Source organism: Oerskovia flava (genome assembly GCF_026163685.1).
In the GTDB taxonomy this organism is placed as follows: Bacteria; Actinomycetota; Actinomycetes; order Actinomycetales; family Cellulomonadaceae; genus Oerskovia_A; species Oerskovia_A flava.
Genome location: NZ_JAOXSR010000008.1, coordinates 180,350 through 201,605 on the forward strand (window position 1 = coordinate 180,350; position 21,256 = coordinate 201,605).

A 21,256-nucleotide genomic window follows, 5' to 3' on the forward strand; every position below is an offset into this window, starting at 1 on the left:
ATGTCGTTCCCGCCTGATGCACCGACCTGCACGTGAGCGTCGCATGACCGAGGCCAGCCCTACCGCGCAGAAGTCCTCAGGATTCCGTAGCGTGGATGGCCGCGGTGCTCCCGGCAGCGGTCGGGGCACGAGCGAGCGTGACGACGAGACAGGAGGCGGCAACGTGCCGAACGACGAGCACGGCGGTGTCCGGATCGAGGACGACGGAGCGCGATGGGTCCTGTGGGGCGAGGTCGACGCCGCCGTCCAGGCCAGGTACGAGGACCGGGTGGTCAGCGCCCTGGGCGACGTGAGCGGTCCCGTCACGGTCGACCTCTCCGACGTCACGTTCATGGACTCCGGCGGCCTGCGGCTGCTCTACCGCGCCGTCCACCCCACCGCGGGAAACCCCGTCCTCGTCGACGTCCCCGCACGGATCCGCGACCTGCTCGAGATCAGCGGCGTCGCCGCGCTCTTCACCTTCGTCGACGAGGCCGGCACGACCGACGGCTCCGACGCGACCGAGAAGGCCGGCGCATGAGCGCCATCCGCTCCGCGCGTCCACCGGAGCACTTCCACGTCGTCGAGACCTGGGTCCTCGACACGGTCGAGGAGCTCGCCACGCTGCGCACGTCGCTGCACGAGGCCCTGACGGGCACCGCGCTGCCGCCCGGCGGCAGCCTCGCGGCCACGCCGGAGAAGGCGGTCCTCGTGGCGAGCGAGCTCGCGACGAACGCGCTGCTGCACGCGCGACCGCCGACGGTCGTCCAGCTCCTCACCGACGGCGACGAGTTCATCATCGACGTCAAGGACCACGAAGCGAGCGCAGCGCCCGTCGTCGCGGAGCCGCGGGAGCCGGGAGCGGGCGGGTTCGGCCTCGCGGTCGCACAGCGCATCTCGCTCGACGTCGGCTGGTACATCGAGGGGGACGCCAAGCACGTGTGGGCGCGGTTCCGGGAGACGGAACCTGCCGCCTGGGGGTCGTTGGAACCGACCGGATAGGCGGGGTGACCACCTCACCCCGCCTCACCCCACGGCGTCGCGGACCGCTCGTCCGCAGCCCTTACAGCAGGCGGTGCACCACGAGCAGCGTCGCGTCGTCCGTCGAGGTGGTGTCGCGGGTGCGCCGCACGACCTGATCGATCCGGTCCGGACCCGTCACACCCGTCGCGGCAGCCGCACACTCGGCGAACGACTCCGCGAGCCGGTCCAGACCGACCCGCAGCGATTCGGTCCGTCGCTCGACCAGACCGTCGCTGTAGAGCACGAGCGCTCCGCCGGGCTCGACCCGGTCCCGGCCCACGGCGTCGTCGTACCGCGACGCCGGCGCCGAGGCGCGGGCCACGAGCCCGAGGGGCGGGAGGCGTGCCGTCGCGGCCCAGCGTGACCCGCCCTGCCCGTCCAGCAGGAGCATCGGCGGGTGCCCGGCCGACACGTGCTCGACCTCGCCCGTCGCCGGATCGAGCACCACGACCACGAGGGTCGCGACCTGGTCCGGCATCATCCACCGCACGTGCTCGTCGAGCAGGCGCACGGAGTCCGCCGCGGAGCGCGACGGGAGCAGCAGAGCGCGCAGCGCGTTCCGGAGCTGACCCATCGACGCCGCCGCCGCGAGGCCGTGCCCCGTCACGTCGCCCACCACGAGCGCGATCCGCCCGCCCGGCAGCGTGAACGCGTCGTACCAGTCCCCGCCGACGAACGACCCGCCCGAGGGCTCGTAGCGGGCGTCCAGCGCCCAGCCGTCGACCTGGGGCAACACCTCGGGGAGCAGGCTGCGCTGGAGCGCCTCGGCGCCTCGCACCTCCCGGCGACCGCGCAGGTACAGCGCCTCGACGAGGTGGCTGCGCAGCGTCGTCGCACTGTCGACCTCGTGCTCGGCCCAGGGCGTGCTGTGGCCGCGGACGACCTCGCGCCAGCGGTCGAACGACAGGCGCGGGCTCAGCCGGACGGACGCGTCCTCGCCGAGCGCGAGTGCCTTGTTGTGCGGGTCGCCGCCCCAGTCGACCGACCGCACGACCTCGTCACGCAGCCACACCAGCACCTGCCCGTCGGGCAGGGCGACGGCCAGGACCCCCGCGACACCGGGCGCGGCGCGCGCGACGTCCGGCGCCACACGGGCCAACGACTCGGTGACGACGACCTCCTCGTCGTGGTCGCTCACCCACCGGGCGATCGCCGCAGCACCCTCGGGCTCGACCGTCCCCGTCCACGCCTCGACCCCCTCGGCCACCACGAACGCGGCATCGGCCCGGACCATGTCGAGCACCCGGGTGTCCCGGGTGAGGGCCTCGGCGAGCGGGACGTCGTCGTCCCGGCTGTCCGCGACCAGGCCGGCGAGCACGCGCGCGCCACGACGCGCCGCGACCTCCCGCTCGTCGTCCGCCTGCGCGACGAGCCGCACCGAGAGGATCGAACCGAGGAACTCCGCGGCGGTCCGCACCTCGTACGCCGGCGCGTGCGGCCCGTCGTAGTGGTGGCACGCGATGAGCCCCCACAGCTTCCCGTCCTGCAGGAGCGAGATCGACATCGACGCCCGCACCCCCATGTTCCGCAGGTACTCGAGATGGATCGGGGACACGCTGCGCAGCGTGGAGTACGTGAGGTCGAGCGGCTGCCCGGTGACCGGCAGGTCCACGGGCACGATCTCGCACGGCACGTAGTCGACGTCCGCGATGAGGCGGATCCAGTTCTTCTCGTACAGCGCCCGGGCCTGCGGCGGGATGTCCGACGCCGGATAGTGCAGCCCCAGGAAGGAGTTGAGGTCGGCGCGGCGCGCCTCGGCGGCCACCTCGCCGTTGTAGTCGTCGTCGAAGCGGTAGATCATCACCCGGTCGAAGCCGGTGAGCTCACGCACGTGGTGCGCCGCGCCGTCGTACAGCTCCTGCAGGGACGCTGCGCGCTCGAGGTCGCCGAGGGCGCCGCGCACGGACTGGTACGTCGTGGGGAAGGTGAGCGGGCGCAGGCCCGCGACGGGCTCGAGCTCCACCACGAGGACGCCGGCGGCGTCCGCGGGCAGGGGCGGGCGGTGCACGACCGCGTCGAGAGGGACCGCCGGCCCGCCCCCGGGCGGCTCGACGGCGAGCAGCACGGGGTTGTGCGCGGCGAGGTCGGGCGTCGTCGCGACGTGGTGCAGCACCGCGGACGCGGCGGCGCGGCCGACGGCGTCGGCCAGGGGACGGCCGAGCAGCGACCCGGTCGGCCGCCCGGCGAGCTCACCGAGGTTCTCCGAGCACTGCAGGAGGACACCGTCCGACTCGCGGACGACCAGCAGCGCGCCGCGTGGCTGGATGCGGCCGGGGACGTGGATCGGCTCCCGCGCGCAGTTGTCGAGGTCCACCGGTGCGCCGGGAGTGAGGAAGGTCGAGCCGGACTGAGCCTGCGTCATGCAGTCTCCTTCCCGGGCAGAGCTCACCCGGACGAGTACGCCTGACGAGACCCCGCTGCTTGAGGACCCGTGCACCACTCGCCCCACGGCAATTCGTTGCCTCGGCTAACGAGTGAACACACGAGACTACAGTGCCGCCGCCTCCAGCCGGGCCTCGGCACCGTCAGGCCACGATCTCGGCACGCTCCCACCACACCACCGTCGCGACCCAGCCCGCCGCCGCGACCGGCAGCGCGAGGAGGAGCTGCACCGCGCTCACCGCGACGTCCGGGCCCCCCATACCGAGCCACAGACCCGGCGCCGCGTACGGGAACCAGGCCCCGGCGCCCGTCACCGTCACCACCTGCGTGACCACCACGATCCCCAGCACCGTCCCGACACCGGCCAGCGCGCTGCGACCGGCGCTCGCGGCGAACGCGACCGGCAGCGCCAGCACGGCGACGAGCACACCGCCGACCAACGCCCGGGCCGCAGGCGCGACGAGGTCTCCCGGGCTGCCGTCGGCCCCTACCCCCGCGACCAGACCCGCGAGCACGGCCACCACGACCGCCGCCGCGCACACCACGACCGCCCATGCCGTCACGACGGCGAGCTTGGCCGAGGCCGTCCGGCCGGGGCTCGCGCGGGCGAGCAGCAGCGGCTCGAGCGTGCCGTCGGCGAACTCGCGCCCGAACGTCCAGCTCGCGACGAACGCCGTCGCGAGGAGCATCGCGACCGACAGGATCTGCCCCGTCCCGCCCAGCAGCCCGACCCACCCCTCGCCGGGCAGCATGGCGCGCGTCTTGAGGGCGAGCTGGCTCGATCCGCCGCCGTCCGCAGCGAGCGCGAACCCGAGCGCGAGCAGCGGGACCCCGACGACGACCACGGCGGTCGCGACCCACGTGACGCGCGCCCGCACGAGCTTGAGGGCCTCGGTGGCCAGGCTCGCGCTCATCGCTGCGCCTCGGCGGCCCGCAGGTCCTCGGCGTCGTGGACCATCGTGAAGAACTGGCGCTCGAGGTCCACCCCGCCGGGGTCGAGGGTCCCGACGACGCGGCCGCGGTGCAGCACCGTGATGACGTCCGCGACCCGCGCCATCTCGTCGAGGTGGTGGCTGGAGACGAGGACCGCGGCGCCGGCGGCCGAGCGCTCGAGGAGCGTGCGGCGCAGCTCGAGGACGCCCCGGGGGTCGAGGGTGCTCGTCGGCTCGTCGAGGACGAGCACGTCCGGTGCGTGCACGAGCGCCGCGGCGAGCGCGACGCGCCGCCGGTTGCCGTCGGACAGGACGCGGGCCGGGCGGTCGGCCCAGTCCGCGAGCGCGAGCTCGTCCAGGCAGGCACGGGCACGGCGGTCCGCCTCGGCGCGAGGCAGGCCGTGCAGGCGGGCTGCGGCGACGACGTTCTGCCGGACGGTGAGCTCGCCGTAGGCCGCGCCGGTCCCGACGTGGCCGACGCGGGACCGGACGTCGACCGGTGCGCGCCACGCGGGGACGCCGAGGATCTCGGCCCGGCCGTCCCCGGGTCGCAGGAGGCCGACGAGCAGGCGTAGGAGCGTCGTCTTGCCGGCGCCGTTGAGCCCGACGAGCGCGTGCACCTGCCCGGCGTCGACCTGGAGGTCCACGCCGTCCACGGCGCGCTCGCCCGCGTACCCGCGGGACAGACCCACGGCCCGCAGGGTCGCCGGTCGCGTGCCGTTCACGACCGCACCTCCGGGTCCAGGACGTCCAGCGCTCCGCGGATCGTCGCTCCGGGCCCGTCGGCCGGCGGCCCGTCCTGCGCCCACTCGAAGAGCGCGACCGTCAGTGCGGCGAGGACCGCGGCGGCGGCAGTGCGTGCCGCGAGGCGTCCGGTGCCCGTGCGCTCGAGGGCGTCCGCGATCGCGTCCGCGGTGCGGTCGTTGCTCCGCAGCGCCTCGGCGCGCAGCGCGGGGTGCCCGCCGGCGAGCGCGAGGCGCAGCCGCAGGTCGGTCCCGGCCGGGACCTCGATCTGGTCCCAGACCACCCGCAGCCCCCGGACGACACGGACGAGGGCGGGCAGCCCCGGCGGCTGGGCGGCGACGGCGGCGGCCATCGCGGGGTCGTACGGGTCGTCGAGGACGACGTCGGCCTTGCTCGGGAAGTGCCGGAAGAACGTCATGTGCGACACACCCGCGGCGCGCGCGATCTCCTCGACCGTGACGTCGTCGTACCCCCGGGCGGCGAACAGGTCGAGAGCGCAGCGGCGCAGTCGCTCGCTCGTCGGCCGCTGTATCCCTGCCATCCACCCATGTTAGTGACTAACATCCGCCGGTGTCCAGAAGCCTCGGCGCGACGCCTCCCCCGGCGAGCGCCAGGATCTGCCCGTACTCTTCCGCCCTATGGAGGACTGGTTCGCGGCGGCGACGCACGGCACCGAGAGCGGCGAGCTCGCGCGTGGCGTCGACTGGGCTGCCACGAGCCTCGGCGACCCGTCGACCTGGCCGCGGACGCTGCAGGTCGCCGTGCAGATGTGCTTCGCCACCCGGTTCCCCGTGATGCTGGTCTGGGGGCCGGAGCTGCGGATGATCTACAACGACGGGTACCGGCCCATGCTGGGTTCCGAGAAGCACCACGGCGCGATGGGAGCGCCCGCACGCGAGGTCTGGCACGAGATCTGGGACGACGTCGGCCCGCTCTTCGACGACGTGCTGAGGACCGGCGAGCCGACCTGGGCGGTCGACCAGACGTTGTTCATGGAGCGCTCCGGCTACCGCGAGGAGACCGCGTTCACGTTCTCCTACAGCGCGCTGCGCGACGACGAGGGCGCCGTGCGCGGTGTCCTCGACATCGCGACCGAGACGACCGACCAGGTCGTCGACAGCCGACGGCTGCACACCCTCGGCAGGCTGTCCACGACGCTGCACGCGCAGCAGGGCGACATCCTCGACCTCGCGCGCGCGACGATCGACGTCCTGTCCGACAGCGTCGACGTCGCCCGTACCGACCTCTACCTCAGCACCCCCGAGGGTCTGCTCCTTCTTGCCTCCGCGCCGACGGGCGGCACGAACCCCGGAGTCCCCGACGCCGCCGTCGCGGCCGTGGCGGAGCGCAACGCCTACGCCGTCGTCGGCCCGGTGGTCGTCGCGCCGCTCGCCGGGACCAGAGACACCGTCTCCGCCGGGGCGATCGTGCTGGAGGCCACGGCCACCCGCCCGCTCGACGACGCCTACCGTTCGTTCCTCCTGCTGCTCGCCTCGACCGTCGGCACCGCCCTGAGCAGCACCGTCGCCCACCTGCGCGAGGTCGACGACCTTCAAGAGGTGAGCGACGCGCTGCAGCGCGCCATCCTCCCGGCGAGCGCGACGTCGCCGGACTGGCACACGCGCTACCAGCCGGCCGACGACAGCCTCTCGGTCGGCGGCGACTGGTACGACGTCGTCGAGCTCGGCCCCGGACGGTGGGGGCTGATCGTGGGCGACTGCGTCGGGCACGGGCTCGAGGCGGCCGCGTGCATGGGCCAGCTCCGCAGCGCCGGTCGCGCCCTGCTCCTCGAGAACCACAGGCCCGCCGAGACGCTCGCCGCGCTCGACCGGTTCGCCCGGACCGTGCCCGAGGCCCGCTACGCGACCGTCTCCTGCAGCGTCGTCGACACCGCGGCCGGGACGATCACCTACTCGTCCGCCGGCCACCCGCCCGGGGTGGTCGTACGCGACGGCGCGGTCACCTGGCTCGACGGCGGCCGCGGCATGCCGCTCACGCTCGGCCCGCCCGACCGGGCCGAGGACGTCCAGGGTCTGGAGCGCGGGGACACCGTGATCCTCTACACCGACGGCCTCGTCGAGCGCCCGGGCGAGTCGATCCGCGCGGGACTGGCGCGGCTGGGCTCCACCGTCGAGGCCATGCCCGACGAGTGCGCGCCGACCGAGATCGCCGACACCCTCCTGCGGGGCCTGCTCCCGGGTGGCGTGCGGGACGACGTCGCGCTCGTCATCTACCGGCACCCCGGCCAGGAGTAGTCAGGCGGTCGCCACCAACGACACGGCGAGCGCCGCCATCACGACGGCGATGACGCCGTCGAGCACCCGCCACGCGACGGGCCGCGCGAAGACCGGGGCGAGCGCGCGGGCACCGTACCCGAGCGCGGTGAACCAGCCGATGCTCGCGACGACCGCACCGGTCGCGAACCACCACCGCGCGTCACCGTGCCCCGCCGCGACCGATCCCAGCAGCAGCACGGTGTCGAGGTAGACGTGCGGGTTGAGCCAGGTGAGGGCGAGCGCCGTCCCGGCGGCGGTAGCCAGCGACGCGGTCGCGTCGCCCGCCGGGTCGAGGGCGGCGGGCCGCAGCACCCGCCGCGCCGCCATGACGGCCAGCACGAGGAGGAACGCGGCGCCGCCCCAGCGCACGGCGTCGAGCAGCGCGGGCACCCGCGTGACGAGGGCACCCAGCCCCGCGGTCCCCGCGAGGACGAGCACCACGTCCGACGCCGCGCACACCGCGACGACCGCACCGACGTGCTCGCGTCGTAGCCCCTGGCGCAGGACGAACGCGTTCTGCGCGCCGATCGCGACGATCAGCGCCAGGCCGGTGCCGAGACCGGTGACGAGGGTGAGGAAGGGGCTCATGTCCGCCACGCTAGGGCCGCCGGCAACCTGTAGTACAGCGAAAGATTCTGGGGGATCGTAAGATCTGCTGATGGATCTGCAGCCCGACCAGCTCCGCGCCCTGGTGGCCGTTGCGGACACCGGGACGTTCGACGCCGCCGCCCGCACGCTCGGCGTGACGCCCTCCGCGATCTCCCAGCGCATGCGGGCGCTCGAGTCCGCCGTCGGGCAGGTCCTCGTCCGCCGCGGCCGCCCCGCGACCCTCACACCACCGGGTCAGGTCCTCGTCGGGCACGCCCGACGGATCGTCCTGCAGCAGGCCGAGGTGCTTGCCGACCTGGGGCTGCCGGGCGACGGTGACGACGGCACCGACGGCGCTGTCGGTCCCGAGCTCACGCTCGTCATCACCGCGGACGCGCTCACCACGTGGGCGCTCCCAGTCCTCGCCGAGGCGGCCGGCACGGCGCAGCTCGAGATCCTGCGGGAGGACCAGGACCACTCGATCGCGCTCCTGCGCGACGGCACCGCCGTCGCCGCGATCACCTCCGTCGCCGACCCCGTCCCCGGCTGCCGCGCCACGCCGCTCGGTCGTATGCGCTACCGGCCCATGGCGAGCCCCGCCTTCGCGGCGCGCTGGTTCCCCGACGGGCCGACGCCGGCCGCGCTCGCCGCCGCGCCCGTCCTCGTCTTCGACCGCAAGGACGACCTGCAGGACCGGTACCTCGCCCACCGCGCACGTGAGGGGACCGCGCCGCCGCGCCACCACGTGCCCGCCTCGCACGAGTTCCTGCGCGCGGTCGAGCTCGGCATGGGGTGGGGCATGCTGCCCGACCTGCAGAGCGCGGACGGCGAGCGCACCGGTCGGCTCGTCGCGTTCGACGGCACCGGGCACCTCGACGTCCCGCAGTACTGGCAGCAGTGGCGTCTGCACTCCCCCACGCTCGACCGCATCGCCACCGCGGTGCGCGACGCCGCGGCGTCGGACCTGCGTTGACCCGTCGCTGACCTTCGCGGCCGCTCAGGGACGCGCGGCGCGGACCCGCGGCAACCACCGCGGCGTGCGCGCCGCGTAGTCGCGGTACTCGTCGCCGAACCGCTCGGCGAGTGCGCCCTCCTCCGCGCGGACCTTGGCGTCCAGGACGGCGACCAGCCCCGCGGCGGCGACCAGCGGTCGTGCCCGACGGCGCAGCACCGCCGTACCGAGCGCCGCGGCCACGAGCCCGGTGTAGATCGGGTGCCGGGTGCGGGCGTACACACCATCCGTCAGGAGGTGCGCGGACCGCGGCGGCGCGACCCGCGGCGTGAGGGACGTCCCGTGCGGCGCCGCACCAGCAGCCACGAGCGCCAGACCTGCGACGACGAGACCCCGCGCCGCACCCGTCACGACCGACGGCACGTCCCACCGGTCACGTCCCGGCCAGAGCACACCCGCAGCAGCCGCGCCCTGCGCGACGACGAGGAGATCATGGCGATCCATACCGTCCAGGCTCCCACGCCGGTCGGTGGCTAGCATGAACGCCGTGAGCCCGACCCCCGCAGCCGAGTACGCGCGCGCCGCGACGGTGTGGACCGACCTCGACTGGTGGCTCCTCGAGGCGCGCGCCGTCGCCCGCCACCCCGATCTCACCTTCGCTCTCGCGTTCTTCGCGCCACCGAAGGCCTGGAAGGCGCTCGCGCGCAGCGAGCCGACGACGAACGGGCGGCTCGGGCGGAAGGCGAAGGGCTGGCTGATGGTCCCCGCCCACATCGCCACGCTCGTGCTTCCCCTCCTCGCCGCCAGGGAGATGATTACCTGGCTGTTCCAGTCCGTGCCGACGGCGCCGGTCGGGAGGGCCGGCATCTTCGCGGGGCTCGCCGGCGCGTGGCTCCTGTTCGGCATGAGCCGCGCCGCACGGACGCCGGACGGCAGGACCGGCGACGGTGCGCTCGCTCTCGGGCTGCTCCACGTCGTGCCCTCCGCCGTCGCCACGCCGATCGCCTTCCTGGCGATCTCGCAGGGCGAGGCGGACGGCGCGATCGGCGTCGTCGGTCTGGTCGGGGACCTGGCCGTGGGCATCGCCGCACTCCGCTTCTACCGGGCGCCCGGCGGCGCCGCAGCCACCACCGGGCGCGTGAACCTCCGGCGACTGCACCGAGCGGTCGAGGCACTCGACCCGCACGAACGGCTGGAGATCCTCGCCGACCTGCGCCGCGCGATCGCCGTGCTGGAGCAGCGCACCCTCATCACCGCCGACACCGCCCGCACAGCGCGCGAACTCCCCCTCGCGGCGCTGGCCAGGACCCTTGCACCGCGCGAGACGTTCACCGTCCCGGACCCGCGGGCGAACCGGTAGCTGACGGCGCGCTCGTCGTCCGTACGCTCCTCAGCGGCCGGGCTGTCGGTGCGTCTGCTGGTCAACGACCGCGAGCGCGACATCCGCGGCAGCCCGCGACAGCTCCTCGCCCGCGTCGAGGGTCAGGACAAGAGTGGCCGACCATTCCGCGGCGCTCTGGGAGAGGCCGCTCCTGAGCGTGACCTCCAGCCGAACACGGCTTCCTGTGTGACGTCCCGACAAGGACATGTCGCCCTCGAGCGACTCCCAGGTGCGGTCACCATCCCACCCACGCCAGTCGCTCTCCAGATCCACGAAGAACGCGGCGATGTCTCGGAGCTCGTCGACCGTGTCGAGGCGGTGACGCGCCCAGACACCGTCTCCCACGAGCGTCGCACGAAGCGACCCTGACTCGTCCTGCACGAGCTCGAGGTGCTCGTGCTCCGTGCCGATGCGCGTCATGACAGGACCCTACGAGACGTCAGCGCACGACGAGGTCACCGGGGTCGGTGTTCGCCCCGCAGAGGACCACGACGACACGTTCGCCATGCGCCGGGACGTACGCGGCGGAGGTGAGCGCCGCGAGCGCCGTGGCCGCGCCGTGCTCGACGGCGAGCTTGCGGTCGTCCCACAATCCCTGGCGCGCCGCGACGATCGCGTCGTCCGTCACGAGCACGGACGTGACCGTCTCGTGGCGGGCCAGGTCCAGGGCAGTGCGCGACGCCCGGCGGGCACCGAGCGAGTCGGCGGCCACGGAGTCGACCGGCACGTCGACCACCTCGCCCGCGGCGATCGCGGCGTGCAGCGCGCTCGACCCCTCGGGCTCGACGGCCACGACCCGCACACCGTGCGCACGGGCCGACGCCGCCACCCCCGCGAAGAGCCCACCGCCGCCGACGGCCACGACGACCGTGCCGACGTCGGGCACCGCGGTGACGATCTCCTCCAGGAGGGTGCCCGCCCCGGCGGCGACGAGGGGGTGGTCGTAGGCGTGGGAGGCGAGCGCGCCCGTCGCGGCCACGTGCTCCTGGGACGCCTCGAGCGCCTCCGCGTACTGGGAGCCGACGAGGCGGACGTCCGCGCCGAGCGTCCGCAGCCGCGCGACCTTCACCGCCGGCGCCGTCCGGGGCACGAACACCGTCGCCCGCACCCCGTGGCGACCCGCCGCCCACGCGCACGCCAACCCCGCGTTGCCACCGGACGCGATGACGACCCCGGCGTCGGGCATCGTGCCGGACTCCAGGAGCGCCCGCACGAAGTTCATCGCCCCCCGCGCCTTGAACGAGCCCGTGTGCTGCAGGTGCTCCAGCGCGAGCCAGCCCTCCACGGGGCTACCCGTGCTGCCGTCGGTGCCGCTAGTGCCGATGTCGAACGGGGCGAGAGTCACGGGCCGGACGTCACCCGCGATGCGACGTGCTGCGGCAAGGACATCGTCGCGGGTCAGGGTGGGATCGTGCATGGCCCCAACCTAGCGGCGCACCGTGCCACCGCACGGGCCTATCGCACGCGTAGTTGGAAGACTCGCGCCGCGTCGGGAGTGGCCGGGCCGTCGATGACCTCGCAGCCGTCGAGCCAGCACGAGACGACGTGGGCGAGCTCATCGGGGTGGCTGAAGTTCATCGCGTGCGCGGCCCCCTCGATCACCACGACCGTGAGGTGCTCGGGTGCGAGACGCGCCAGCTCGCGTACGCGCCGCGGCGACGGCATGAGCGGGTCGCGCGTGCCGAGCACCGCGAGCGTCGGGACCGGGGTGCGAAGCATCCGCTCCAAGGACGGAAAGCGGACGAGCTCGCTGAAGAGATGGAGCGCCGAGACAGGACCGAACCGGACGTAGTCCGGTACGGCGATGCGCGCCATGGCGGGTCGCTCCCGGAGAGAGTCGCGAGCGAGCTGGACGAGCGCTCGGGAGAACGGCTGGTTGTGCACACCACCGGCCGGAGAAGCGAGGACGACGCCTGCGACACGATCGGGCACCACGTGGGCGACCTCGAGGCTCACCGGGCCGCCCATCGAGTTCCCGAGCAGCACCACCCGATCGAGACCGAGCCGGTCGAGGACCCCGAGGAGCGCCCGGGCCAGCTCAGGGATCCCGAGTGCTGGCCCCGGACCGTGGCTGAGGCCGTAGCCGGGCAGATCGGGGACCACCGTCGTGGCACGGTGCGCGAGGAGGGAAGCCGTCGGCAACAGGTAGGTGCCGGAGGCAGCGAAGCCGTGGACGTGCACGATCGGGACCGACCCGTCGACCGTCGGGCTGACACGGACGACGACTCGGCGTCCGTCGACGTCGATCTCCCGCACGTCCCAGACCACGGGGTCCATGACCTGATGCTGGCAGACACGGCGGTCGGCGTCCTGTCGAGCTGCCACGTCCGCGCCCGACCGGTGACCGGCCGAACCACCGCCGACCTGGGGACGTGGATCGTGCTCGGCGTCGACGGACGCCGCGCGCAGTCGTCCCCGCCCGCTGCAGCTAGAGGTCGGCGCGAAGCGTTCGCTCCAGGACCTCGCGTCCCGAGCGGAGGTCTCGCGGCAAGCCCGCCGCGAAGAAGATGCCGAACGCGAGGGGCAGGAGCGCGACCAGCAGCGCCACCCCGTTGGCGTGCGCGACGCCCATCGCCCCGATGCCGAGCGCCGCCACGAACCATGTCCCGACGAGCGTGAGGTCGAGCCCGCTCGGCGCGACGGCGCCACGGACCCGGACGCCGTCGGGCACCTCCTCGAGCCGCGCGCGCAGGACGCTGTGCCCGGTCGCGAAGTGGCCCTGCACCCATCGCCGCGCGAGCAGCTCGGTCCCGCGCACGCGGATCCGGACCTCCGGGGCGCGCGGTCGGTCGCCGGCTCGCCGTCCGACGATCTCGATCGTCGTGCGCGGCAGGAGGAGGTCCACGGGAAGTCGGAGCACGACCAGAGCCTAGGGTCTGCGCCGGCTCGGCAGCCCGGCTACGCGCCGTCTGGCACGGCGCCCACCCCGCGCTCGGCGCGGTCCTTGATCCCGCGGAGCATCCGCACCGACATGACCAGGCTCACGAGCTGGACGGGCTGGACGACGAGCGCTGCCCACCGGCGGGCGTACCCGTAGCGTTCGCGCACGACGAGGCGGGTGCCGCCGTCCGCCGTCGGGCGCAGGACGAACGCCCACGTGAAGTCGTAGGGCGCGGGCTTCTCCCCGACCGGCACCGCACCCTGCAGGACGAGGGCCGCGCCCGGGTCGACGCGCGCGACGCGGAGCGCGACCTCGGGGTGCAGCCGCACCTCGTCGCCGACGTCGAGCGTCTGCCACCGGGGCTCGATGCGGGCCGCGTTGTGGATGTCGCAGCCCACGAGGTTCTCGAGGGCCGTGTAGCTGTAGAAGCCGCCACGCCCCTGCCCCAGCTGGACGACCCACGGCCACACCGCCTCGGGCGGGGCGGCGATGCTCACGGCGCGGGTCGCGACGACCTCCGGCGCAGGAACCAGGACGTCACCCGGCAACGGCGCGACGGGCTCGTCGCCGCGAGCGCCCCACGTCGCGCCGAGCCGGCGGGCGGCGAGGAGCAGGCCGACGACGAGCGCTGCTCGTCCGGCGATCCGGATGGCTCTGGGCATGGGGTGCCTCTCGCGGAAGGTGGGCCGTCACGTCGAGCCTCGCAGCGCCGTCAGGCACGGTCCAGGGGCGAAGGTCCCGGCCCCGGCCGTCGTAGCAGAATGGCGGACACTGCTCTCAACCTTCCGGGCCGCTCGTGCGTGTACCAGGTATGGGCCGTGCGGCTCGTGGCCCACCGGGGTGCGGGGGTGGGGGCAGAGGTCGGCGGCGGGGGACGGGAAGACGTGGCGATCGAGGACGACGTCGAGGTGCGCGACGCGCCAGGCAGCGAGGTGGCGTTCGTGGCCGTCGTGGGCGGCTCGCGCGAGGCGCAGTTCACCGCGTTCGTGCGGACCACGAAGGACCCGCTGCACCGGATGGCGTACCTGCTGTGCGGCGACGCGCACCGGGCGGAGGAGCTGACGCAGCACACGTTCGAGCGGGTGTGGCGGTCCTGGGACGCGGCGCGGGCCGGGGACCCGCTCGCCTACGCCCGGCGGGTGCTCGCGAACCTGCGGATCGACACGTGGCGCCGCCACCAGCGCGAGATCCTCACCGACGACGTCGACACCCACACCGGGCGCGACGACCCCGACCCCTCCAGGACGCGGTCCGTGGACGACCACGCCCGGCGCGTGCAGGAGCGCGATGCCGTCGTGCGCGCGCTGCTGCTCCTGCCGGTCAAGCAGCGGCGCGTCGTCGTGCTGCGCCACCTGCTCGACCTGCCCGAGGCCCAGGTCGCCGACGAGCTCGGCGTGAGCCTCGGGACCGTCAAGGCCAGCTCGTCGCGCGGCCTCGCGCGACTCAGAGACATCCTCACCACGCAGGGAGCGGACCGATGAGCCACCCGCACACCGACCCCGACGACCTCGACGCCTTCGCCGCCCTGCTGCGCGACCGCGTCGACGCCGCACCCACCACGTCGCCGCTCGACCCGACGGCGGTCGTGACCCGGGCGCACCGGGCGCAGCGCACGCGACGCGCGGTCATCGGGGCGGGAGCCGCGGGCGCGGTCACCGCCGTCGGACTCCTCGTGATGCCGACCGCGCTCTCCCAGGCGCCGCAACCCGCGCCGTTCAACTCCGCGATCCTGCCCGACGACGACGTGTCGCCCCTGGGCCGGGGGCTCGGCGACAACGCCGGCGGGCTCGAGGCGTCCACCCCGGTCGCGTCGGAGCCCGTCGACGACGGCGGTATCCGCTACCCGTCATGCATGATGCGCGGCGAGGACCCGTGGGCGGAGAACGCGGTGGAGATCACGGACGACGACGGGTCGACGCGCCTGGTCGGCGGCTACGAGGGGTGGTGGAACAGCACACCGGCGAACGAGGACTCGACGGAGAAGAGACCCGAGGAGTTCCCTGCGGAGGTCCGCAAGCACCCGCGGACCGTCCAGGTCTATGTCCGGGAACGTCTGGTCATCGATCAGTACGACCGCATCGACTGCACGTACACCCCCGACTACGAGCCGCCCGCCCTGGACCACCTCCCGCCCGAGACGGTGGTCATCCTCGACACGGACACCGGGGAGGTCTTGGAGGAGATCGCCATCGACCCCAACTGGTGAGCGCACCCACCCCCACACCTCGTGCCGAGATAGAACCCCAGTACGCGACTGGGGTTCTATCTCGGCGACTGGGGTTCTACTTCGCGGGGTGGGTGGGTCAGGAGGTCTCGACGGTGATGGAGCCGTTGGACGTGGTGAGGTCCAGCTCGTGGTCGGCGGTCGGGTCGTCGGGAACACCTGACGAGACGCGGCCGTTGCTCGTGCTCGCGGACACCCGGTAGGGCGCGTCAGCCACGGTCACACGGATCGCGCCGTTGGAGGTGCGGGCGCGCACGTCCTGCGGGGTGTCGAGGACCAGGTCGATCGAGCCGTTCGACGACTCGGCGTCCACCCGCCCGCCGAGCCCACGACCGCTGATCCGCCCGTTGCTCGTCTCCGCGGTGAGCCGCCCGGCGACGCCGTCGACCTCGATGACGCCCGACGACGTGCGCACGTCGACCTCGCCGACTCGAGTCAGCCGCAGCGCACCGGCATCGACGGACCCGCTCACGGGGACGTCGGCGGGGATGTCGACAACGTAGGTCACCGAGCAGTACCGGCCGCAGCCCTCCAGCACGAGCACCCCGTCCTCGAGGCGGTACGTGTCGCCCGGTCGGTCGCCGCGGTGCTCGACCTTGCGCTCCACCGTCACGTCCGTGGTGCCGTCGCCGCCGCGCAGCGTCACGCCGCCGCTCTCGCTGTCGATCTGCACGGAGCGCACCTCGCCCGTGAGGACCTCGTCGTCCGTGAAGGTCATGCGGGGCGCGAGCCCGCAGGCACCGGCTCCCCCGGCGATGACCCCGACCACCGCGACCGCCCCGATCGCGCGTAGCTGCCGACGCATCGTCACCCCGTCCTGTCGTGCGCCGAGACCTGTTCTCGGCACGCTCTCGACGCTACCGACCGCGGTGGACGCCGCCTATGGGGTAGGACCCGGATCCGTGGCAGGGAACACCCTGACCCGACCCTTGCCCGCGCCGGGGACCACGCGGCGTCGGCTCAGCGGAGGAACGGGATCGCGAGGGGGTTGCGGAACACGGTGCCCTGGTTCGCCCGCACGAGGCCGACGATCACCACCACGAGGTGCGCGACGCCGAGCGGGAAGATCAGCAGCAGCGGGACGGCCGGGCCGGGTCCGGTGCTGCCCTCGGGTCGGGTGACGACGAGGAGCAAGACCAGCACGAGCATCGCCACGGTGGCGGCGACGAGCGTCAGACCCCAGTTCGCGGCCTGCCGTGCGTTCTCGGCGGCCAGCGGGCTCTTGCGCCGCTGGCTCGGGTAGACCGCCGCCATGGTGACCCCGGCGATGACGAGGCTGAAGAACGGGATCGGCAGGTAGGCGAGGAAGCCCAGCCCGTAGGCGAGCGCTCCCGACGGCATCCCCAGCGGGACGGGCGGTGCCGTCATGGCCGGGTGCAGTGCGTGCGCCGGGCGCGAGGCGAGGATCGCGTCGTCGGCCTCCTCGAGCGTGTAGCCCTCGGCGAGGAGCCGGTCGCGCATCGCCCGCTCGGCAGGGCTCAGGTGCCAGGCGGCAGCGGGCGGCGGGCCGTACGTCTCACCGGTCATGCCGCACACGCTAGCCGGTGCGAGGGGCGCGGACGGTTCGCGTGCGAGCGCCCGAGGGCTCGCATACGCTCCCGGGACGCCGGGCCGGACGTCCCGCCAGGCGGTCAGCACCCAGGAGACGCGGCAGGGTCGGAGGTCGGATGGTGGAGCAGCTCGACGTGCAGCCCGTGCGGATCGACTCCGGCGCGAGCACGGAGCGCGTCGTCCCTCCGGCAGGCCCTCCCGTCGACGCGGCTCCCGACGACCTGCCCGCCGCGCTCGCCTGGGTGGTCGACGTCGGACGGTCGGCTCCGCACCCGGGCAGCGGCCGCACCCTCGCGCTCTGGGAGCTCCTGGCGTCCACCGCGGCGCACGACGTCGCGCTCGCCCGCACGCTCGAGCCGCACCTGGACGCCCTGGCCGTGCTCGCCCAGGCAGATCCCACCCCTGACCTCAAACCCGTCGGCGTCACCGGTTCCGCGAACGACCGCTCCTGGGGAGTGTTCGCCGCCGAGGGTCCGGGCCTGCGCCTGGAGGCCTCCGAAGATGCCGGGCGCTGGACCCTCACGGGCGTCAAACCGTGGTGCTCGCTCGCCGCGCACCTGTCCCACGCGCTCGTCACGGCGTGGACCGACGACGGTCGGCGCCTCTTCGCCGTCGACCTCCGCTCGGCGGGTGTGCAGCCCGACGACGGCCCGTGGGTCGCGCGCGGTCTCACCTCGGTCGTCAGCGCGCCCGTGCGGTTCGACGGCGCCGTGGCGGTGCCGGTGGGCCGCGCCGGCTGGTACCTGGACCGGCCGGGCTTCGCGTGGGGCGGCATCGGCGTCGCGGCCTGCTGGTACGGCGGCGCCGTGGGCGTGGCGCGCGCGATGGTCGACCGCGCGCTCGACACCTCCGGGCGTGAGCCCGACCAGCTCGCCCTCGCGCACCTCGGCGCGGTGGACCGCCACCTGACCGGCGCACGGACGGCGCTCGCCGAGGCCGCCCGCCTCGTCGACGCCGCGTCCGGCCGGTCGCGCACCGAGCTCCCCGACCCCCCGGGGATCCTCGCCCGCCGGGTGCGCGGCGTCGTCGCACAGGCCGTCGAGGAGACGCTCACGCGCAGCGCGCACGCGCTCGGACCCGGGCCCCTCACCACGGACGAGGCCTTCGCCCGACGCGTCGCCGACCTCGGGCTCTACGTGCGCCAGCACCACGCCGAGCGGGACGACGCCTCGCTCGGCCGCGACCTCCTCGCCCGCGGGGAGCGCCCGTGGTGAGCGCGGACAGGGCCGACGCACGGGACGCCGTCGGGCACCGGGAGTTCGACCACCGCGACGCCGGGACCCCTGAGGAGGCGTGGCAGGAGTCGGGACGGCTCGACGGGGCGGGGTCGCTCGACCTCGACGACGTCGCTCGGCTCGTGGTCCTCGCCGCGCACCCCGACGACGAGACGCTCGGCGCGGGCGGTCTCGTCGCCCGCCTGGCGGGCCGTGGTGTGCCGGTCACGGTCGTCGTCGCGACCGACGGCGAAGGCTCGCACCCGCACTCCGCCACGCGCTCGCCCGACCAGCTCGCGGCCGTGCGGCGCGCGGAGCTGGTGACCGCCGTCGCGCACCTCGCGCCCCGGGCGTCCGTGACGTTCCTCGGCCTGCCCGACGGCGGCCTGCGCGAGCACCGCGAGGCGCTGCACGACGCCGTCTCCGCCGCCGTCGGCACGGCCTCCGCCCCGGCCACGACGCTCCTGTGCGGGCCGTGGCGCGGCGACGGCCACCGGGACCACCGCATCGCGGGCGAGGTGCTCGCCGACGTCGCCGACCGGCGCGGTGCACGCCTCGTCGAGTACCCCGTGTGGCTGTGGCACTGGGGCGACCCCACGGGCGACGACGTCCCGTGGAGCCGCCTGCGCCGCCTCGACCTCGGCGCCGACGAGCGCGCCGCCAAGGCCCGGGCCGTCGCCGCGCACCGCTCGCAGCACGAGCCGTTGTCCCCCGCGCCGGGCGACGAACCGGTCGTCGGCCGCGAGATGCTGCGGCACTTCGAGCGCGACGCCGAGCTGTTCGTCGTCCCGGACGACGCGTCCGGCACTCCGCCCGACACACGCGCCGACAGCCTCGCGCGGGACTTCTTCGACGACTTCTACACCGGCCGCGACGACCCGTGGGGCTTCGAGACCCGGTGGTACGAGGAGCGCAAGCGCGCCCTCACGCTCGCGGCGCTGCCCCGACCGCGCTTCCGGTCCGCCCTGGAGGTCGGGTGCTCGACGGGTGTGCTCACCGCCGAGCTCGCGCGACGCTGCGACCGGCTCGTCGGCGTGGACATCGCCGCCGCGCCGCTCGAGGCCGCCCGGCGCCGGCTCGACGCGTCCGACGGGGGCGCCGTCGAGCTCCTGCAGCTCACGACCCCGGGCGAGTGGCCCCCGGGCCGCTTCGACCTCGTGGTGCTCTCCGAGGTCGGCTACTACTACGGCCCGGCCGACCTCGAGGCGACGCTCGCCCGGGTGCTCCGGTGCCTCGAGCCCGACGGCGTCGTGGTCGCCTGCCACTGGCGGCACCCCGTCGCGCAGTACCCGGCGGGCGGCGACGACGTGCACACCACGCTGCGGGCCCACCCCGGCCTCACCACCCTCGCCCGGCACGAGGAGGAGGACTTCCTCCTCGACGTGCTCGTGCGACCACCCGCGGTCTCCGTGGCCCGCGCGACGGGGCTCGTGTGAGCGCCGTCGCGCGGGCCGTCGGCGTCGTCGTCCCGGTGCACGACGAGGAGGAGCTGCTCCCCCGGTGCCTCACCGCGCTCGACGTCGCCGTGCGCACCGCACGCGCCGCGGACCCCGGCCTGGTGGTCGAGGTCGTCCTCGTCCTCGACGCCTGCACCGACAGGTCGGCGCAGATCGTCTCGGACGCCGGGTTCGCGACGCTGCCCGTCACCGTCGACGCCCGCACCGTCGGTGTCGCACGCGCCACGGGAGTGCGCGCCGCCCTCGCCCGGCTCGCCGCCCGGGGCGTCGAGCCCGGCGGCGTGTGGGTCGCGAGCACCGACGCCGACTCCGCCGTGCCGCCCCACTGGCTCACCCACCAGCTCGACCTGGCGCGCGAGGGCGCGGACGTCGTCGTCGGCACCGTGCGGCCCGACCCCGCCGACCTCACGCCCCGCCAGCGCGCGGCCTGGGCGGCGACCCACACCCTCGGCGTCGCGAACGGGCACGTGCACGGCGCCAACCTGGGGATGCGCGCCGACGTCTACCTCGACGCCGGCGGGTACCCGCCGGTGCCCGAGCACGAGGACGTCGAGCTCGTCGCCGCCACCCGACGCCGCGGCGCCCGGCTCGTCGCGACGGACGGCTGCTGGGTCCTCACCTCGGGCCGCAGCATCGGGCGCACACCCGGCGGGTACGCCCGCCACCTGCGCGAGGACCTCGTCGAGGAGCGCGCGTCCTGAGCGGTCGCGGGTACCGGTCGCAGGTGGCGGTCGCAGCTGCGCGGGCGGTGATCGCCTCGGTGATGGGATGACTCCAGGCGTGGCAGCGCCGTCCGCCCCGTCGCGCGTGAGACCGTCGGGGAGAGACGAGGAGGCACGATGACGACGACGCGGACGGTGCAGTGGGTCGGCGAGGACGACCCTGCCCGGATCGACGCCGCCTCCGTCCTGCTCGAACCCGACCGGCTCCGCGCGGTCGGCACGTCCCGCTCCGCGGACTACACCACCTCGTGGTCGCTGGTCACCGACACCGGCTGGCGCACCCAACGGCTCGAGGTGACCGCCTACGGGTTCGGCTGGTCCCGCGGCCTGGCGCTCCTGCGCGACCCCGACGACGGGTGGCGCGCCACGACCTGGGCCGCAGGTTCCGCCGACCTCCCGCCCGCCGGCATCGAGGACGCCGCGTCGCTCGTCGACGCCGTCGACTGCGATCTCGGCCTGTGCCCCGTGACCAACACGATGCCGATGCTGCGCCTCGGTCTGCCCGGGGACGCCGAGGGCGGCGAGCACTCCCTGGTCATGGCGTGGGTCGAGGTCCCGTCGCTGCGCGTCCTGCGCAGCGACCAGCGCTACGCCGCGCGCGCGCCGGTCGACCCCGCCACCGGCCTCGGCGTGGTGCGGTACTCCAGCGCGAGCCGCGACTTCATCGCCGACCTCACTGTCGACGCCGACGGGCTCGTCGTGGACTACCCCGGCCTGGCCCGCCGCAACTGACCCACCCGCGACTCGACCTCGACCGCGGCTTGACCTCAACCACCGTTGAGGTCGTAGCGTGGTCAGACACCCGATGGAAGGACCACCACGCATGGCTGTCTACTCGCTTCCCGACCTGACGTTCGACTACGGAGCACTCGAGCCCCACATCTCCGGGCGCATCATGGAGCTGCACCACTCCAAGCACCACCAGGCCTACGTCACCGGCGCGAACACCG

At 74.6% G+C, this 21,256-nt stretch carries 24 protein-coding genes and 1 pseudogene; 12 read left to right on the forward strand and 13 right to left on the reverse strand.

The window, feature by feature from the left end; translation table 11 throughout:
• Window positions 1-163: 163 nt before the first annotated feature.
• Entirely contained in the window at window positions 164-520 is a 357-nt protein-coding gene (locus tag OHL10_RS14015; protein ID WP_265522847.1) for an STAS domain-containing protein, read from the forward strand.
• Window positions 517-981 (forward strand): ATP-binding protein, encoded by a 465-nt coding sequence (locus OHL10_RS14020; protein WP_265522848.1) that lies wholly within the window; start codon window positions 517-519, stop codon window positions 979-981. The genes OHL10_RS14015 and OHL10_RS14020 overlap by 4 nt, the downstream gene beginning before the upstream one ends.
• A 61-nt stretch (window positions 982-1,042) precedes the next feature.
• Here the strand turns inward: OHL10_RS14020 and OHL10_RS14025 are convergent, their stop codons facing one another.
• The 4 genes from OHL10_RS14025 to OHL10_RS14040 all read right to left on the reverse strand — a co-directional run bounded on the left by OHL10_RS14025 (window position 1,043) and on the right by OHL10_RS14040 (window position 5,601).
• Window positions 1,043-3,364, reverse strand: coding sequence for a SpoIIE family protein phosphatase (locus OHL10_RS14025; RefSeq protein WP_265522849.1), 2,322 nt, complete (start codon window positions 3,362-3,364; stop codon window positions 1,043-1,045).
• Between the two features lie 163 nt (window positions 3,365-3,527).
• Window positions 3,528-4,298, reverse strand: a complete 771-nt coding sequence (locus tag OHL10_RS14030) for an ABC transporter permease (RefSeq protein WP_265522850.1) — start codon at window positions 4,296-4,298, stop codon at window positions 3,528-3,530.
• Entirely contained in the window at window positions 4,295-5,041 is a 747-nt protein-coding gene (locus OHL10_RS14035) for an ABC transporter ATP-binding protein (protein WP_265522851.1), read from the reverse strand. Before OHL10_RS14035 ends, OHL10_RS14030 begins: the two co-directional genes overlap by 4 nt.
• Window positions 5,038-5,601, reverse strand: a complete 564-nt coding sequence (locus tag OHL10_RS14040) for a TetR/AcrR family transcriptional regulator (protein WP_265522852.1) — start codon at window positions 5,599-5,601, stop codon at window positions 5,038-5,040. Before OHL10_RS14040 ends, OHL10_RS14035 begins: the two co-directional genes overlap by 4 nt.
• Window positions 5,602-5,698: 97 nt before the next feature.
• Between OHL10_RS14040 and OHL10_RS14045 the strand changes: the two genes are divergently transcribed.
• A complete protein-coding gene (locus OHL10_RS14045) occupies window positions 5,699-7,315 on the forward strand; it encodes a SpoIIE family protein phosphatase (protein WP_265522853.1) in 1,617 nt (538 codons plus the stop codon).
• On the opposite strand, the gene OHL10_RS14050 is transcribed toward OHL10_RS14045, so the two are convergent.
• Complete coding sequence (locus OHL10_RS14050) at window positions 7,316-7,924, reverse strand: LysE/ArgO family amino acid transporter (protein WP_265522854.1); 609 nt, start codon at window positions 7,922-7,924, stop codon at window positions 7,316-7,318. It lies immediately after the preceding gene.
• A 70-nt stretch (window positions 7,925-7,994) separates the two neighbouring features.
• Here OHL10_RS14050 and OHL10_RS14055 point away from each other — a divergent pair, with 70 nt between their 5' ends.
• Window positions 7,995-8,897: a LysR family transcriptional regulator ArgP gene (locus OHL10_RS14055; RefSeq protein ID WP_322645564.1), complete on the forward strand. Its 903-nt coding sequence runs from the start codon at window positions 7,995-7,997 to the stop codon at window positions 8,895-8,897.
• A gap of 24 nt (window positions 8,898-8,921) precedes the next feature.
• Here the strand turns inward: OHL10_RS14055 and OHL10_RS14060 are convergent, their stop codons facing one another.
• Entirely contained in the window at window positions 8,922-9,380 is a 459-nt protein-coding gene (locus tag OHL10_RS14060; RefSeq protein ID WP_265522855.1) for a methyltransferase family protein, read from the reverse strand.
• A gap of 43 nt (window positions 9,381-9,423) precedes the next feature.
• On the opposite strand from OHL10_RS14060, the gene OHL10_RS14065 reads away from it, so the two are divergent.
• Window positions 9,424-10,236 carry a hypothetical protein gene (locus tag OHL10_RS14065; protein WP_265522856.1) on the forward strand — a complete coding sequence of 271 codons (813 nt, stop codon included), beginning with the start codon at window positions 9,424-9,426 and terminating at the stop codon, window positions 10,234-10,236.
• A 30-nt stretch (window positions 10,237-10,266) separates the two neighbouring features.
• Here OHL10_RS14065 and OHL10_RS14070 read toward each other — a convergent pair whose 3' ends face one another.
• The 5 genes from OHL10_RS14070 to OHL10_RS14090 form a co-directional block, all read right to left on the reverse strand.
• Window positions 10,267-10,677 carry a DUF6228 family protein gene (locus tag OHL10_RS14070; protein WP_265522857.1) on the reverse strand — a complete coding sequence of 137 codons (411 nt, stop codon included), beginning with the start codon at window positions 10,675-10,677 and terminating at the stop codon, window positions 10,267-10,269.
• A 19-nt stretch (window positions 10,678-10,696) separates the two neighbouring features.
• Window positions 10,697-11,674: a threonine/serine dehydratase gene (locus tag OHL10_RS14075; RefSeq protein WP_265522858.1), complete on the reverse strand. Its 978-nt coding sequence runs from the start codon at window positions 11,672-11,674 to the stop codon at window positions 10,697-10,699.
• Between the two features lie 38 nt (window positions 11,675-11,712).
• A complete protein-coding gene (locus OHL10_RS14080) occupies window positions 11,713-12,534 on the reverse strand; it encodes an alpha/beta fold hydrolase (RefSeq protein WP_265522859.1) in 822 nt (273 codons plus the stop codon).
• Between the two features lie 151 nt (window positions 12,535-12,685).
• The gene (locus OHL10_RS14085) at window positions 12,686-13,117 is read right to left on the reverse strand and encodes a hypothetical protein (protein WP_265522860.1); all 432 of its coding nucleotides are present in this window, start codon (window positions 13,115-13,117) and stop codon (window positions 12,686-12,688) included.
• A gap of 38 nt (window positions 13,118-13,155) precedes the next feature.
• Window positions 13,156-13,800, reverse strand: a complete 645-nt coding sequence (locus OHL10_RS14090; RefSeq protein WP_265522861.1) for an SRPBCC family protein — start codon at window positions 13,798-13,800, stop codon at window positions 13,156-13,158.
• A gap of 222 nt (window positions 13,801-14,022) precedes the next feature.
• Between OHL10_RS14090 and OHL10_RS14095 the strand changes: the two genes are divergently transcribed.
• Window positions 14,023-14,619, forward strand: coding sequence for a SigE family RNA polymerase sigma factor (locus OHL10_RS14095; RefSeq protein ID WP_265522862.1), 597 nt, complete (start codon window positions 14,023-14,025; stop codon window positions 14,617-14,619).
• Window positions 14,616-15,344, forward strand: a complete 729-nt coding sequence (locus OHL10_RS14100; RefSeq protein WP_265522863.1) for a hypothetical protein — start codon at window positions 14,616-14,618, stop codon at window positions 15,342-15,344. Before OHL10_RS14095 ends, OHL10_RS14100 begins: the two co-directional genes overlap by 4 nt.
• A gap of 97 nt (window positions 15,345-15,441) precedes the next feature.
• On the opposite strand, the gene OHL10_RS14105 is transcribed toward OHL10_RS14100, so the two are convergent.
• Both OHL10_RS14105 and OHL10_RS14110 read right to left on the reverse strand, forming a co-directional pair.
• Complete coding sequence (locus OHL10_RS14105) at window positions 15,442-16,209, reverse strand: DUF4097 family beta strand repeat-containing protein (RefSeq protein ID WP_265522864.1); 768 nt, start codon at window positions 16,207-16,209, stop codon at window positions 15,442-15,444.
• 113 nt (window positions 16,210-16,322) lie between these two features.
• Window positions 16,323-16,889 carry a DUF4870 domain-containing protein gene (locus OHL10_RS14110; protein ID WP_265522865.1) on the reverse strand — a complete coding sequence of 189 codons (567 nt, stop codon included), beginning with the start codon at window positions 16,887-16,889 and terminating at the stop codon, window positions 16,323-16,325.
• Window positions 16,890-17,029: 140 nt separating this feature from the next.
• Between OHL10_RS14110 and OHL10_RS14115 the strand changes: the two genes are divergently transcribed.
• The 5 genes and pseudogenes from OHL10_RS14115 to OHL10_RS14135 form a co-directional block, all read left to right on the forward strand.
• A complete protein-coding gene (locus OHL10_RS14115) occupies window positions 17,030-18,127 on the forward strand; it encodes an acyl-CoA dehydrogenase family protein (protein ID WP_265522866.1) in 1,098 nt (365 codons plus the stop codon).
• Window positions 18,124-19,563 (forward strand): PIG-L family deacetylase, encoded by a 1,440-nt coding sequence (locus OHL10_RS14120; RefSeq protein ID WP_265522867.1) that lies wholly within the window; start codon window positions 18,124-18,126, stop codon window positions 19,561-19,563. The genes OHL10_RS14115 and OHL10_RS14120 overlap by 4 nt, the downstream gene beginning before the upstream one ends.
• Window positions 19,560-20,285, forward strand: a complete 726-nt coding sequence (locus OHL10_RS14125) for a glycosyltransferase family 2 protein (RefSeq protein WP_265522868.1) — start codon at window positions 19,560-19,562, stop codon at window positions 20,283-20,285. The genes OHL10_RS14120 and OHL10_RS14125 overlap by 4 nt, the downstream gene beginning before the upstream one ends.
• A 138-nt stretch (window positions 20,286-20,423) precedes the next feature.
• Complete coding sequence (locus OHL10_RS14130) at window positions 20,424-21,038, forward strand: putative glycolipid-binding domain-containing protein (protein ID WP_265522869.1); 615 nt, start codon at window positions 20,424-20,426, stop codon at window positions 21,036-21,038.
• A gap of 91 nt (window positions 21,039-21,129) precedes the next feature.
• Window positions 21,130-21,256, forward strand: a pseudogene (locus OHL10_RS14135) (superoxide dismutase); the annotation flags it as partial.